At 65.8% G+C, this 14,676-nt stretch carries 12 protein-coding genes; 7 read left to right on the forward strand and 5 right to left on the reverse strand.

Features of this window, described 5'->3' with window-relative positions; genetic code table 11:
- Positions 1 to 194: 194 nt before the first annotated feature.
- The gene (locus tag ACTJLC_RS09955) at positions 195 to 1,133 is read left to right on the forward strand and encodes a type III effector protein (RefSeq protein WP_310129724.1); all 939 of its coding nucleotides are present in this window, start codon (positions 195 to 197) and stop codon (positions 1,131 to 1,133) included.
- Between the two features lie 118 nt (positions 1,134 to 1,251).
- Here ACTJLC_RS09955 and ACTJLC_RS09960 read toward each other — a convergent pair whose 3' ends face one another.
- The gene (locus ACTJLC_RS09960) at positions 1,252 to 1,656 is read right to left on the reverse strand and encodes a hypothetical protein (protein WP_310129722.1); all 405 of its coding nucleotides are present in this window, start codon (positions 1,654 to 1,656) and stop codon (positions 1,252 to 1,254) included.
- A 545-nt stretch (positions 1,657 to 2,201) separates the two neighbouring features.
- Here ACTJLC_RS09960 and ACTJLC_RS09965 point away from each other — a divergent pair.
- Together ACTJLC_RS09965 and ACTJLC_RS09970 are read left to right on the forward strand one after the other, a co-directional pair.
- Positions 2,202 to 2,885: a zf-HC2 domain-containing protein gene (locus tag ACTJLC_RS09965; RefSeq protein WP_154872250.1), complete on the forward strand. Its 684-nt coding sequence runs from the start codon at positions 2,202 to 2,204 to the stop codon at positions 2,883 to 2,885.
- Between the two features lie 410 nt (positions 2,886 to 3,295).
- Positions 3,296 to 3,928: an FMN-dependent NADH-azoreductase gene (locus ACTJLC_RS09970; RefSeq protein ID WP_310129720.1), complete on the forward strand. Its 633-nt coding sequence runs from the start codon at positions 3,296 to 3,298 to the stop codon at positions 3,926 to 3,928.
- Between the two features lie 49 nt (positions 3,929 to 3,977).
- Here the strand turns inward: ACTJLC_RS09970 and ACTJLC_RS09975 are convergent, their stop codons facing one another.
- Positions 3,978 to 4,829: a LysR substrate-binding domain-containing protein gene (locus ACTJLC_RS09975; RefSeq protein WP_440843757.1), complete on the reverse strand. Its 852-nt coding sequence runs from the start codon at positions 4,827 to 4,829 to the stop codon at positions 3,978 to 3,980.
- 123 nt (positions 4,830 to 4,952) lie between these two features.
- Here ACTJLC_RS09975 and ACTJLC_RS09980 point away from each other — a divergent pair, with 123 nt between their 5' ends.
- Positions 4,953 to 5,849, forward strand: a complete 897-nt coding sequence (locus tag ACTJLC_RS09980) for a helix-turn-helix transcriptional regulator (RefSeq protein ID WP_161553715.1) — start codon at positions 4,953 to 4,955, stop codon at positions 5,847 to 5,849.
- Between the two features lie 64 nt (positions 5,850 to 5,913).
- On the opposite strand, the gene ACTJLC_RS09985 is transcribed toward ACTJLC_RS09980, so the two are convergent.
- A complete protein-coding gene (locus ACTJLC_RS09985) occupies positions 5,914 to 6,846 on the reverse strand; it encodes a helix-turn-helix transcriptional regulator (protein WP_310129717.1) in 933 nt (310 codons plus the stop codon).
- Positions 6,847 to 6,964: 118 nt separating this feature from the next.
- Complete coding sequence (locus ACTJLC_RS09990) at positions 6,965 to 7,810, reverse strand: autoinducer binding domain-containing protein (protein ID WP_073431546.1); 846 nt, start codon at positions 7,808 to 7,810, stop codon at positions 6,965 to 6,967.
- A 435-nt stretch (positions 7,811 to 8,245) separates the two neighbouring features.
- On the opposite strand from ACTJLC_RS09990, the gene ACTJLC_RS09995 reads away from it, so the two are divergent.
- Entirely contained in the window at positions 8,246 to 8,503 is a 258-nt protein-coding gene (locus tag ACTJLC_RS09995) for a hypothetical protein (protein WP_154872246.1), read from the forward strand.
- A gap of 59 nt (positions 8,504 to 8,562) precedes the next feature.
- Here ACTJLC_RS09995 and ACTJLC_RS10000 read toward each other — a convergent pair whose 3' ends face one another.
- A complete protein-coding gene (locus ACTJLC_RS10000) occupies positions 8,563 to 9,267 on the reverse strand; it encodes a response regulator (protein ID WP_310122536.1) in 705 nt (234 codons plus the stop codon).
- A 270-nt stretch (positions 9,268 to 9,537) separates the two neighbouring features.
- On the opposite strand from ACTJLC_RS10000, the gene ACTJLC_RS10005 reads away from it, so the two are divergent.
- A complete protein-coding gene (locus ACTJLC_RS10005; RefSeq protein ID WP_310129714.1) occupies positions 9,538 to 13,026 on the forward strand; it encodes an ATP-binding protein in 3,489 nt (1,162 codons plus the stop codon).
- A 286-nt stretch (positions 13,027 to 13,312) separates the two neighbouring features.
- Positions 13,313 to 14,617 (forward strand): metal-dependent hydrolase family protein, encoded by a 1,305-nt coding sequence (locus tag ACTJLC_RS10010; protein WP_310129713.1) that lies wholly within the window; start codon positions 13,313 to 13,315, stop codon positions 14,615 to 14,617.
- Positions 14,618 to 14,676 lie beyond the last annotated feature (59 nt).

Raw genomic sequence — 14,676 nt, forward strand, 5'->3', positions numbered from 1 at the left:
ATCGGAGCGTAGACCCGCGCGGCCCGCGCCGCCCGCGCGCGCGGCGACGCCGTGGCGCCGCAAACGAAGCGTCGTGACGACTTCGCTGCCGGCGCAGCCGTTTCGCCGCCGTGCCGCGCGGACGAGGGTCGAACTGGCTAACGTCGCGCTATTCATAGAAGCGATTCCAGCCGGATACGGCAAGGCGAGGCCCGATGACAGCAATGATCCAACCGCGCGCGCAAGCGCTTGTCGACACGATTCGCGAGCGCATTGCCGAGGCGGCGCGCGTTCCGGGACTGGCGGCGCGGCACGAAGCCATCTTCGACATCGTGCCCGAGTTGAAGGCGCAAATCGACGCGTCGCTGGCCGGCGACACGCTCGCCGCGGGCCAAGCGCTGCAGTCGCTGCGCGAAGCCTTCGAAGCGTTCAAACGCGACCACGCGATTGCGCGTCTGCCGTACTCGCCGCAAATCGACGCGCGCTATCCGTATCGCGATGAGTTCGCGAACCCGGTTCACATCGTCGCGCTGCGCTCGAAGCAGGGCACGACGGATGCGACGGCGGACTCGCGTCTCGCCGCGGTGCAGCCCTATATCGATCCGGCTCTGCCAGATCGCGTGCGCGCCGAAGCCTATGCGAACGCAATGCACTGTCGCACGATCAGCCCCGCTGACTTGCGCGATGCGCGCGAGCACGCGCTGATCGGCGAGCGCGGCGCGTTCGCGGCGCGGGCGATTCACGCGGGCGAATGTCTCGGCGTCTACGGCGGACGCCTCATGAGCGCGGCGATGTTTTTCTCGTGCGTCGAGGAGTCGTTCGTGCTCAGCGCGAATTCGGGCGATAGCGTCGCTTTCATCGACGGCGAGAACATTCTGGCGATGGCGAACACGTCCCTCGCCTACGACGCCGAAGGCGTGCCGGTTGCCCAGGCCGATGACGACGGCTACAACATGGAGGCGCAGACGTTCGATGCGTCGTCACGCTGCGGCCGGCACTTTTCGATCCGCGCGTTCTTCGCTCGAAGAGATATCGAGCCCGGCGTCGAACTGAGGTGGAACTATCGCTATTCGCCGGAAATCGTCGAGCATGTCTTTGGCGGCGCGCGGCGGCAAGTGCAACGAGTGCGCGCGAGCGAGCTCTATTCGGGCTGACCCGCGCGGGCATGCGTGTTCATTCGTGGAAGCGTTGCTGTCGGCCGCCGTGCTTCGATCCGGCGCGTCGGCCGATATAAGGCACACGCGACGAAGCGCGCGTGCGTGAAGCGATGCGTCAGTCGGAGCGGTCGCGTTTCGCCGACCGCTCCGCGAGCGCTTCCTTGATGGCGACGCACAGACGGAAGGCGACGATTTGCGCCTCGCCGCCGGCCCGCTCGACGGCGTCGGCCTCCTGGCGTTCGAGCGCGTGTTCGTATTCGCGCAACACGGCGATGTCGTCGCCCGATGTTCCGAGGCATTGCGCCGTGCCCGTGAGTTGGCGAGCGATCGACAGCGCATCCGCATAGCGGTGTTCGGACAGACACAGGTCGAGTTGCGCGCAGTAGCCGCGAATCTGCTCGAAGTGCTTTTCGAGCAACGCGGCAAACTGCTCCGGCGGATAAGTGAGTGCGAGCCGGGGCGCATCGCCGTCGACGTCGCGCGGTTCGCCGGCACGGGACGAGCGCTTCAAAGGTTTCATGTATCGAAGAGTATTCAGCAATTCATCATATGTAACGGGCTCGGCTCGCAGTCGACGCGACAGCCGACAATCGACGTAACGATACATCGGTTGGCCGCGCCGCGCAGCTTGCGTGCCCGCGAGAAGCCCCGTTCGCCGCGCTGCAATGCGAGGTTCAATGCGAGATTCGTCATCGGCTGGGCGCCGATGCGCCGCGGCAGCGCAAACCTCGATTGTCCCATCGCATGACTGGCATCCGCGCCACGGGGACCGAACCCCCGCGCATCTAGCCGAACCGCAAGCACGACGCGCCGCGCCGCGCGTCAATGTCGATGTGGCGCTCCGGCAGGGATGCGTTCCGCGATCCGCACCGTTTTATTTTTGCCGCGCCGCAACTTTAGGGGCGGCGGCGGGCACTTACGTCCAAACATTGGGATCAGGACGTTCGAGGACAGCCGCATGCCGAGCCAGGGAGTCAACCAGAGCCGCGTTTTAGCCGCCGCGCGCGGCGCGGGAAAACCGCTCGACCGCCGGCCGGCGCGGGCCGGTTTCAGGAGGAGCGACAAGTGAATCCTCCGGTCGATAGGGACGCTGTGCATCGGCACGCATGGGAGTCGATTCCCTGGGTGCTCAACGGCAGCGCGTCGGAACACCAGCGCCGTGCCGTCGAGGCGCATCTGCGGGAGTGCGCGCGGTGCCGGGCCGAGTGGGAATTTCAGCGCAAGGTTTACATCGCGATGTCGACGGAGGAACAGTCGACGGACGCGGCCGCCGACAGTGCCGCCGAGCGCGGTCTTGCGCATTTCTGGCAGCGTTTCGACGATGCCGGTCAACACTCGCCCGCGCCGTCGGCGAAACTCACCGGCTGGGCGTCGCGCGGACGCCTCGCGGTGTTGTCGTATGGGCTCGCCGCCGCGGTGCTGCTCCAGGCCGGCGCGCTCGCCGTGTTGGGCGGGCAATGGTTCAGCCGGCCGCCCCCGGCGCAATATCGCACGCTGTCGCAGGCCGAGGACGCGAGCGCGGCGCCGACCGTGCGGCTCGTGGTCGATCCGGCCATGCCGATCGGTCGGCTGCAGTCCGTTCTGGCTCAGTTGCAATTGCAGATCGTCGCGGGGCCGAGCGAAGCCGGCGTCTATTCGCTCGCGTCGATGCAGGCCAGTGCCGATACGTCGAAGCAGATCGCCGTGCTGCGCGCCACCCCCGGCGTGCGTTTTGCCGAGCCCGTGGGGCGGGCCGCCGCCACGCCTTGACGACGTGAACGCTTGGCCCGCGCGAGTTCCGGTGCGGAGCCCGGCGCTCGCGGTGCAATGGCGCGGCGCATTCCAGCCGCTTCCTGAGCGCTTCCCCCTCGCGCCTTCAGATGCGGGGTCCGGCGGCTGTCCGGTCCCGCCTGACGGGCGCTCTCCCGCCGCGCGTCGTTTCAATCGCCTGTTTCAGCGAAGATCCGTAGTTTTAATTCCGTCGCAAAGATGTTCAGATGATGCGTTTCGGAGACGCTTCTCCCCGGCGGGTTGGGCGCCATTCATCACCAAAGCCACTTAATCGGGCCGGTTTTCTTCGTTTGTCCGTCCCGCGCTCCGGCCATACCCTCTACGCATCGGGCGACGTCGTCGTCCCGACCTCGGTGTCTTCTTTCATCCCAGGAGCGGAGCGTAACGTCATGGCCAAGCTGCTGTACATCGAATGCTCGCCGCGCAAGCAGCATTCGGCATCCATTGAAGTGTGCAATGCGTTTCTCGACGTGTACCGAGCCGCGCATCCCGGCGACGCGATCGAGACGTTGGACATCTGGGCGCTCACGCTGCCCGAGTTCGACGGCGACGCGCTGGCGGCCAAGTACGCCGGTCTGCGTGGCGACGCATTGACGCCGCAGCAGGCGTCGGCGTGGCGGCAAATCGAAGCGCTCGCGGCGCCGTTTCAGGAGGCCGACAAACTGCTGTTCGGCGTGCCGCTGTGGAATTTCGGCATACCGTACCGCCTCAAGCAATTGATCGACGTGATCTCGCAGAAAGACGTGCTGTTCACGTTCGACGGCGCGGGCTTTAGCGGCAAGCTGGCCGGCAAGAAGGCGGCGGTTGTTTACGCGCGCGGCCTGGATTACGCGTCGCCGGGGTCGTTCACGCCGGCGCGTGAGTACGACCTGCAACGGCCGTACATGGAGATGTGGCTGAAATTCGTCGGCGTGACGGACGTGCAGCCGATCGTGGTGGAGAAGACGCTCTTCGGGGCGGACGGCGAGCCCGACCGCGCTGCGGCGCTCGGCGCCGCGCGCACGTTGGCGCGCGATTTTTGACGCGGCATGCTGGCAGCTTGCGCTCGCGTGCTGTCGGGGCGAACTTGCGTTAGTTCGGATCGCCAGGAGTAGGCAGCACCGCGTTGCAGATTTCATCGACGGTGGCGGGCGCGGCATGGGGCGCGGCGAACACGGTGAATTCCACCTTCGGCAGCGCCGGCAGCCGCGGCTCGCCGGCGAGCGCCCGAAGTCCGCTTCCCAACTGGCCGCGCACGGCCGGCATCACGGCGAAGCCGGCCAGTGCCGCGGCGCGCAGCCCCGCGCTGCTCGGGCAGACCATCGCGATGCGGCAGCTTACGCCGGCTTGCGCGAGCGCGGTGAGCGCCGCTTCGCGATAGGGGCAGGGCTCGGGAAAGAGTGCCAGCGGCACCGGCAGCGCGGGGTCGAGCGCCGCGCCTTCGGCGAACGCCCAGACGAGCGGTTCGCGCCACAGCAGGCGGCCGGGGCGCGCGTCGTGGCAGCGGCCGCCGATCACCAGATCGAGTTCGCCTTCGTCCATGATTTGCAGCAGATGCGCGGGAATGCCGACTCTGACGTCGACCGTCAGGCCAAGGCGGCTGGCGGCGAATCGCTGCAGCGCCTGCATCAACGCGGCGCTGACGATGTCCTCGGAGAGCCCGATGCGCATCGGACCTCGGGGCGACACGCGGGTCAGTTGCGTGAGCGCGTCCTGATTGAGCGCGAGGATGGCGCGCGCGTAGCCCATCAGCAATTCGCCGTCCGATGTCAGCGTGACCGAGCGCGTGGTGCGAAACAGCAGGCTTTTTCCGGCCTGTTCCTCGAGCCGCCGCAAGTGCGCGCTGATCGCGGATTGGGTCAGATGCAAACGGTTCGCCGCGCGCGTGAAGCCGCCTTCCTGAACGACGGTCACGAAGGATCGCAGAAGCACGGTATCAAACATGGTTCACTCGAAACGCTCCCTGAAGTCCGACGATGTTACTTTCAATTCACGAAGACAGGCTGGGATAGTGTGACGAGGACGGATCGCTTACCGCTTTACTCTCACGTTCACCGGAGCAGTCCAATGCATGGCTTTTCGGTACCGTTGATCGACATGGAGCGCCGCCAGGCCGGCGGGCAACCCGCCGCGGCGGGAGCCGCGCAGACCGCCGACGCGCCGCCGGAGTTGATCTGGCATACGGATCGCGATCTCGCGGCGGATTCCACCGCGCGCCGCCCGGACGCGCAATCGCATCTGATCCGGGAACTGGCGTCGGCGGCCACGCCGGCGGAGCGCATGCGGCTTTTCGCGGGCTTGCTGCGGATCATCGGCTTCAACACGGTCGCTTATGTGACGCTGCAGGTCGTCAACGAGCGGGTGGCGCGCGCGTTCATGGTGGAGGGCCTGGTGCCGGCGCAGTTTCGCGGCAATTACTTCCACGAACGTTATTTCGAAGTCGATCCTCGCCTCGCGATCGGCCGTGCGCATGCGCCGCCGGTCGTGTGGGACCTGTCGCAACTGAACAAGGCGTGCAGGAGCCGCGGTCGCGACCCGCGCGCGAACCGCTTCCTGCAGGAGATGGACGCCGACGGCATGCGCTCGGGCATCATGCTCGGCCTGCCGGTTCCATCGAGCGGTTTCCAGGTGATCGTCAGTTTCACGTCGATGAACCCGAGGAACAAGTGGATCGACAGCAGCATCCTCGCGCAGACGCTTGGGCTCGGTTTATCGCTGCATCAGCTTGCGGCCGCGTACCGGCGCACGATCGCGCGGCAGTCCGTGGCGGCGACGGTGTCGGAGAGACAGCGGGAGATTCTGCTGTGCGTGGCGTCCGGTCTGTCGGACAAGCAGATCGCGTTGCGGCTGCATACGAGCGTGCATAACGTCGACTATCACTTGCGGCTGCTGCGCAAAACGTATGGCGTTCGCCATCGCTCGGAGCTGGCGTATCTGGCGGGACGTCTGCGCTTGAATGGATGACCGCGAACGTCCGTGCGCGATCGTGCTGCATGGCCTCCTCGCGCGCCGCACGAGCGCGCTGACGTCACGAGGTCGGCATCTGCCCCGCCAGAAAAGCCAGTTGCGTGCGGTTGGTCGCGCCGCACTTCTGGCGCAGCCGCCGCAGGTGGTAGTCGACGTTGTGCGCGGTGATGTGCATGCGCAACGCGATTTCCTTGTCGGACAGGCCGGCCGCCAGGAAGCCGAGAATGCGCATCTGCGGCGCCGATAATTCGGCTGCCGATTCGCGCCGGTTGATCGCGCGCACATACGCCGAAAAGCGCTGATGCACCGACAGGCCCAATGTCAACGACTGCACCACGACGCTGTCGGTGATCCAGCCGGCCTGCTCGCTCGGCGCGGCGAAACTGATGATCGAGCGCAGCCGCGTGTGCGGAATCGGCAGGCCGAAGATCAGGCCGCTGCCGATGCCGCCGTCGCGCATCTCGTCGAACATCGCGCGCATGCCCGGCGGTGAGCCCGCGCGGCGCCACGCTTCGACGAGCCGCCGCCTATCCCAGACGTGCGGCGCGCTGCCCGTCAGCGCGGCGGCGAAGCGCGGATCATGACGGTGATAGCCGGCTTCGAAATAGTGCGGCGCGAGATTCGCCGACAGATAGCTGCGCGGAAAATAAAGACGCTCCGGACGGCCCTGCGCGTCGAGCTTCACTGTGAGATAGCCGAGTTCGCTGAAGCCGACGAGGCGCAGCATGCCGCGCACGAGCCGCATCCGCTCGTCGGTATTGCGGGCGGCGCCCAGGTTGGCGGCGATATGGGTTTCGCCGCCCAGTTCGTCGCGGCGGATCGTGCCCAGCAGTTCCGCTTCGTCGAAGTAGCTGATGTCAGGCGTGTCGACGGCTCGCGCCGTGACCGCCGCCTCGCTCGCCGAGGCCGACGGCTTGCGGTCGTAGCCGCTCATCGCCATGCGGCGCACCGCGAGGCCCGCAGGCTCGTTCAGAACCTCCGTTCCGTATGTCATACGCTCCCCCTGTTGTCGTTATGGACACACCTCGGCCCCGGCGAATCGTGTCGCCGGATGTCCCGTAGCCAGGTGGTGGTGCGGCCGTCCGCGTGACAGCGGCCGCGAGCGTACAGCGTCAGTCGCCGAGAATGCAGCCCGCGATATACGCGAGCTGCACGCGGTTCTGCGCGTTATAGATTTTCTTCAGTTGCCGCAAGTGATAGCCGACGTTGTGCGCCGACATCGACAGGGATTCGGCCATTTCACGATCGCTCAAGCCCTGCGTGACGAAGCGCAGGATCGAACGCTGCACGTCGTTGAGCGTATCGGCCGTCAGCGAGGGCAGCAGACTGCGCGCGCGCGCCTCGATGAAGGTGTGCAGGCCCACGCCGATTGCGTACGCTTCGCCGAGCGTGGTGTCCGCGATCCAGCCGCGACCCGTTTGCGTGCTCGACAGCGTGATGATGCAGTGCTCGAGCGGATTGCCGGTGGCGAGGCCGACACTCACGCCGCTCTGCAGGCCCGCCTGCTTTGCCGCATGGCTGAAGCGGCGCGCGAAGGCTTCGCAGCGCTCGGCCATCGGCGTGGAAAACATCGATTCCAGATCCCACGCGAACGGCCATTCGAAACGGCACGCATAGGCCACGCGCGGATCGATTTGGAAGAACTGCTCGCGCCCATAGCGCTCGGCCCAGCCGGGCGGCGAGTAAGTGTCGAACCAGGCGGCGCGGCTGACGAATTCGCCGATCCGCACGATATGGCAATAGCAGAGCGAGTCGAACCCCGCGCGCTGAATCACTTCACGCATGAGCGCTTGCCGTGCCTCGCTGCCCGGTGCTTCGAGCAACTGCCGGCCGATACCGGCCAGCCCCTGCCCACCGGCGCTCAGCGCCGTGTCCGGCGCCGCCTGTGCGCCCTCGTGATCGAGTTGGGTATCGCCGAAGGTGAATAAAGCGGTGTGCTCTTCGCCCGTTTCGCTCATTGATTGATTTTCCGCTGGAACTTCGTGTTCCGTTTTGCCGCTCCGCAAGTGCCCGACAGGCTTACGCGGAACTGGCTCGCGCTCGCGCCGAATTCGGGCAAGCGAGCGCCGGGACGTGGCTCAATTCTAGAAGCGAATAAATCGTCCGACAATTGGCACTCGCGTAGTTTTCGGAGTGTGCAGGGGTTTCGGGTGACGTAAAACTACGAACTCACGTGACGAAACCGAGGCGGCGAGTTAATTCGGAGGCGCCGCGGGAACGATATGCCGATCGATGTAACAAAAGCGGTTAATTCGGCAGATTTTACGGTTTGCCACTTTTTTATTAAAGCATTTCCGGTTTCAGGTATGACGCGTGCGGCTCGTGCCTTTGGATGATCGCGATTGTGCGATCGCGGTTTCTTTAACGCATTGCGCTCGAAATTGGAGCCTGTGATGTTCGTTGTCTATTGGCTCGAAAGCGGGCTCGAAAGCGTGAGCGGAGACGCTGGACAGGAATGCGCCCGCTTCAGGCGCTTCGACTCCGACGCGCTCGCGGAAGCGCTCAAATTCACCGAGGTTTTACGCAATGCCCAATTGCAAGGCGGCGGCGTCAGCTTTGTGACGTTGTGCAGCGAGAATCCGCAATCGGTTGGACGCTCGGGCGCAGCGGACCCACCCGCGGACTATGCATGGAAGAAGCGCCGTTCATAGCGCGAGTGGAAGCCTGTGCCTTCTCCTCGTGGTTGCGTGGTTGCGCGTAACCGCGCCGCTCATTCGATGGCGAGGTTGCCCGCTGAACTGGTTCCGGGCGCATCGGTCGCGACCGCGAGCCCCGTTTCGTACGCAAACCGGAACAGATCGGCATCGCGGTCGATACCGAGCTTGCGCATTGCCCGCGTCTTCTGCGAGCTGATGGTCTGCTTCGTGCGATGAAGCCGCTCCGCGATTTCGTTGACGGACATGCCGGATACAAAAAGCCGCACCACTTCCATTTCACGCGTGGTCAGCGTGCGCGTGCGTGCGCTCGCGTTAGAGGCGAGTTCGGCGTGTGCGCCCTCGGGCGCGCGCGACGTGAGGCGGAAGTACGTGGCGCCCGCGTACACGGCATGAATCGCCGAGATCACGTGACCGGTGTCATGCGATTTGCCCAATACCCCATGCACCCCGAGGTTGGCGATCTCCTGAGCGATAGCGGGGTTTTCTATGGTTGTGAAGACCACGATCTTGAGCGCCGGATAAGTCCTTCGCAGATAAGCGAGAAGGGTCATGCCGTCGCCATACTCGCCGCCGGGCATTGCGTAGTCGGTGATGACGACGTCGCAGGGCACCGCGTTCAGCAGCTTGATAAGTTCGCCCGAATCTCCGGCGGTACCCACGACGTCCAGCGTGGGAAGCACGGACAGCGCATGTTTGATACCCGAAAGCAGTGCCGGATGATCGTCGGCGAGTACGACACGAATCTTCATCGTGCTCATGTGGACCCCCGCAGAATATAAGAATGAATGTAGGCGGACTGGCTCGTGACTGTACCCGAAATTGACCCTCAGGATAATCTGCGCCGGGCCGCCAGGCCGAGAATATTTGCGTTCGCGGCCCGGCAACGCGCCGCTTGCGGCGAGTCCCGCTTTCATCGGTCCGGCGCGGTCGTGCAGGTCCGCGCGGATGCTTTCCGGGCTCCGGCGTGCGGTGCATAATGCGTCGGGGACTGATCGACTCGACCACTCCGCTAGACCCATGGCCGATACATGCAAAGCAGAGAGCTGAACCGCTTCCGCCGCTATCAACACATGATGATGTACGGCGGCGCCGCGACGGCGACGGCGGTGGTGATCGCCGCGTTCGTCATCAACGCGATCTCGACGGTGAGCGCCTATACGGCGCGCGAGTCCGAACTGCTGTCGCTCGATGTGCGGCCTGTTATCGACTTCACGGTGCGCGCGGAAGCCACGCTGCGCAGCAATGTCCAGAGCCTGGAGCTTGCATGGAATGCCGGTGGGGCAGCGCCGCCGGATACTGTCGCGCGGTTCAGCCGCGACCGCAACCTGCTGCGCGTGCAGCAGACGCCCGATGTGCTGCCGATCCTGGTGGCCGGCGCGTCGCCCTCGAATCCGCCCGCGCCCGCGGCCGGGCGCTTCATCCGGCTGAGCGAAACGATGGCTGGCCCGTCGACCGTCATCGCGGCACGCAATGGCGGCGAGTTGACGGCCTACCTCTACAGCACGGACCGGTCGTTGATGCTGCTGACCGCGTCGCCGTGGCCTTCCGATGTGCGTTGGGCGACGCTGCTCGCAAACCGGTCCACGTTATTCGATGCGCTCGCCGGTCCCCAAGGCAAGCCGCTGCTTCCCGCCGATGCGCCGTTGCGCAAGCCCGGCACCACGTGGCCGGCGGTTCACTGGCTGCCCGCTTACGACAGTCCGTTGGCCGGTCAGCGGCGCGTCCGCGTCGCGGCTGCGATGCTCGATTCGCAACGCAAGCCGTTTGGCGTGGTGGTGGTCGAGCGCTCCGTGGAGGCGCTGACCGCGTCGCTCGATGCGGCCAGCCTCAATGGCTCCCGTCTGCTGCTCGCACGCGACGGAACGGTGATTGCATCGAGGTCGCGGCATCCGGTCGACAACCGGACGATCGCCGCCGCGCGTGAAGCGCTCGCGGACGGCATCGGCACGGCGCGGCAGCGGGCGAACACGACGGACTATCGGCTCGCGGGCTGGCAGATCGGCGGCACCGGCTGGACGCTCGTCCACGTCGAGTCGTGGCTGGGCGTTGCCACGGAACTGCGCGGCCCGCTCCTCACGTCGCTGGCGACCACGAGTGCGATCATCGCGGCCATCTGGATCTTGTTGCTGCTATTCGACCGGCGCGTCTACCGGCCGGTGCTCGCCCGCTCGCAGCGGGTCTTCGAAAGCGAACAGCTGAACCGCACGTTGATCGAAACGGCGCCCGTGGGTCTAGGCCTGATATCGATGACGAACGGCGCGCCGCTCGCGCATAGTCCGACAATGATCGAGACGGCCCGGCGCGTGGTCGTGCCGGCGCGAACCCTGTCGGCCGAACTGGCCGAGCGGTATCGCAAGCATCGGCAGAGCGGCGCCGCCGGCGGCATCACGCACGAGGAACTGACGTTGCCCACTCACGATGGCGGTTCGCTCGATCTGGCGGTGAGCGTCGCGCCGGCGCGCTACCAGGGCGAGGATGTGCTGGTGACGGCCTTCACCGATGTCACCGCGCGCAAGCGCCTCGAGCAGCAACTGCGCGAGGCGAGGGAAGCGGCGGATGCCGCCAACGCGGCCAAGTCGGCCTTTCTCGCGACGATGAGCCACGAGATCCGCACGCCGCTGAACGCGATTCTCGGCAATCTCGAACTGCTGTCGCAGTCGCGCCTGGACGCGTTGCAGAGCGACCGGCTGAGAACGATCCGCGCGTCGTCGGACGGGTTGCTCGGAATCATCAGCGACGTGCTCGATTTCTCGAAGATCGAAGCCGGCGAGATGACGCTGGAGTACATCGGTTTCGATGCGCTGGAAGTGGCGTCGCGCTCGCTGACGATGTTCGCGCCGGTCGCGCGCGCGAAGAACCTGCGGCTGTCGGCCTGTTTCGGCGTGACGACCACGCGGCCGATGCGGGGCGATCCCATGCGGCTCGGGCAGGTGATCAACAACCTGTTGTCGAATGCGGTCAAGTTCACCGAACACGGCGAGGTCATGCTGCGGGTGTCGGCGGCTGACGAGGCGGCGCTGCTGATCGAGGTGGAAGACAGCGGCATCGGCATGAGCGCGCAGCAGCAGGCGGCGCTGTTCCAGCCGTTCAGCCAGGCGGACGCGACCATCAGCCGCCGCTTTGGCGGCACGGGTCTCGGACTCGCGTTGTGCGCGAGGCTCGCGCTGGCGATGGGTGGAGAGGTCAGCGTGCGTAGCGAGCCGGGCAAGGGCAGTTGCTTTACCGTGCGAGTGCCCTTGGGCGAGCCGGCGATCGCGCCGGCGATGCCGCGCTTTGCGGGCGAAACGGTGGCCTTCGTGGCCGCGGCCGATGCATGGCATGAGTACGCGGTGCCGGCGCTGCGGGCGTGGGGGCTCACGGTGAACGCATACCGGCATCCGGCGCAGATCGACGAAGTGATGCTGGACGAACTCGAGGCGGTAATTCTGTGCGGCGAGCGCGACACGTGGCACGCCGACGACGAAGCCCGGTTGATGGAGGATGCGTCGTGGGTGATCGACTGCAGCGCGGACGGTCCGGGATCGCCGGTGGCGACGAGCCGCCTCGTCCGCGTGTCGAGCTTTAGTCTGATGGGCCTCGCGAGCGCGTTGCAATACACGCTGCGGGGCGTGGCGCTGGAGCAGGCCGGCGAGACGACGCACGTTCTGCCGCGCCGTCTCAAGGTGCTGGTCGCGGAGGACAACGCGGCCAACCGCCGGCTGTTCGAAGAGCAACTGGAGGCGCTGGGCTGCGAGTCGGTCACGGCGGAAGACGGCGAGCAGGCGCTCGAATGCTTGATGCAGCAGACGTTCGACGTGTTGGTGACCGATCTGTCGATGCCGGGGCTGGACGGCTATGCGCTGGCCAGCGAGACCCGCGCGCGCTGGCCGGCGATGCCGGTGGTGGCGGCCACGGCGGCGTCCACGCCGCAGGAGCGCGAGCGCTGCGAGACGGTGGGCATCGCCCGGGTCGTGAGCAAACCGCTTTCGCTCGCGCGGCTGCGGGCGGTGCTGTCGGAGGTGGCGGGTTTGCCGGCCGTTGCAGCCGGCGTGGATATCGCGCAAACGGACGGCGCGCGCGAGGACGACGCCGGCGTGGTCGACGTGCTGGGCGGCCGCGCGTTGTCCGACGATCTGCGGCACGCATTTCTCGCGTCGTTCGGCGAATCGCTCGCGGCGATTACCGTCGCGCAGCGGAGCGACGACGCCGCCCGCGTGCTCGCCGAACTGCATTCGCTGCAGGGCGCGCTGGGTGTCTTCGGAGCGGTCGCGCAAGCCAGGCAGTGCGCGCACCTCGAAGGGCTGGTGCGGGACGGTGGCGTCGCGGCGGCAGCGGACCTGCTCGACGCGTTCGACATTCAGGTGCAGGCGACGATACTGCGTCATGTGCCGATTCCCGATGAAGCGCTTTCCCTGATTCTGGCGATCGTGGAACGGGCGCTGCCGGATCGCGCGACAAGACGTTTGCTGCATATCGTGCGAGTCGCGCGGGGCGAGACGACGCCGATCGAGCCGGAGGAGGCGAGGGCCGCAACCTGAACGGCGTTTCGCGCGGCGCGGTGTCGATTGCGGTCGGCGCGGCGCTCGAGGGGATGAATCGACCCGGCGAATAGCTGATTACGTCGACGCGCGGTTACGATCGGTTCGCCGTTGGAAAACAATCAAGGAGGCCGCTATGTCAGCACCCTATAACGAAGACGATAGGCGACCGGTATATCGCTTTGCGTGCGGTTGCCAAAGTGCAATTGCTCATGCCGCATGCCGGCGTATCACCGAGGGCTTGTCGCGCCGGCATGTTCTTCAAGGCATCGTCGCGGGTTTGGGGATGGCTTCGCTCGGCCTCGCCTGTTCCGCTTTTGCGCAAGCCGGCGATCGGCCAATCGTTCTCAGGGGCGCGCGGATTTTCGACGGCACGACAGGCAAGCTCATCGAGGGCCGCGACGTGCTCGTTGTCGGCAACAGGATCAAGGACCTGGTGCCGGCTGGACAGGATGTCGCCGATGCGCAGGTAATCGACTGCCGCGGCAAGGTCGTCATGCCGGGGTTGATCGATGCGCACTGGCACTCGGTGCTCGCCGCGGCTTCGTTGAATGTCGCGATGGCGGGCGACGTCAACTACGTCTACCTTCTCGCGGCACAGGAAGCCGAGCGGACCATCATGCGCGGTTTCACGACGGTTCGCGACGTCGGCGGACCGTCTTTCGCGCTCAAGCGGGTAATCGACGAGAACCGGATTCCGGGCCCGCGCATCTATCCGTCGGGCGCGATGATCTCGCAGACGTCGGGACATGGCGATTTTCGCAACCCCAACGAACTGTCGCTGCCTTCGCTGTGCGCGCTAAGCAGCGCGGAAGTCGCCGGCGTGGCGGCGATCGCGGACGGCGTGCCCGAAGTGTTGAAGAAAACCCGCGAGCAACTGATGCTCGGCGCGAGCCAGATCAAGATCATGGCCGGCGGCGGCGTCTCGTCGATGTTCGATCCGATCGATACGCTGCAATACACGAAGGAAGAGATGCGTGCGGCGGTGGATGCCGCGACGGATTGGGGCACCTATGTCTGCGCGCATGTGTACACGTCGGCCGGGATTCAGCGAGCGCTGGCGTGCGGCGTCAAGTCCATCGAGCATGGGCAGCTTGCGGACGAGGACACCGTGCGCAGAATCGTGGATGCGGGAGCATGGTGGAGCATTCAGCCGTTCCTCGTCGACGAGGATGCGAATCCCAAATCGAACCCCGAACAACGGAAACAACAGGAAGCCATTGCACAGGGCACGTTGAGGGCTTTCGAACTGGGACAAAAGCACAAGGCCAGGATGGCATGGGGCACGGATATCCTGTTCAACCCGCGAGGTACGGCGTCGCAAGGACGGCAGCTTGCGAAAATTTCGCGCTGGTTCGACAAGGTCGATGTGTTGAGGCTCGGCACGAGCCGCAATGCCGCGCTTCTGGCTTTATCGGGTCCGCGCAACCCGTATCCGGGCATGCTGGGTGTGATTCAGGCGGGCGCGTTGGCGGATATTCTCGTGATCGACGGCAATCCGCTCGACGATATTTCGCTTCTTGGCGATCCTGAGAAGAACCTGCGGCTCATCATGAAGGATGGCCGAATCTATAAAAATGCGTTGAGCTAGTGCCGGGCGGCACGAAGCAATCGCGCGATCCACTTTGTCAGACATGCGCGGCGCGATGC

It is taken from the genome of Paraburkholderia sp. 22099, assembly GCF_052045835.1.
GTDB classification, from domain to species: domain Bacteria; phylum Pseudomonadota; class Gammaproteobacteria; order Burkholderiales; family Burkholderiaceae; genus Paraburkholderia; species Paraburkholderia terricola.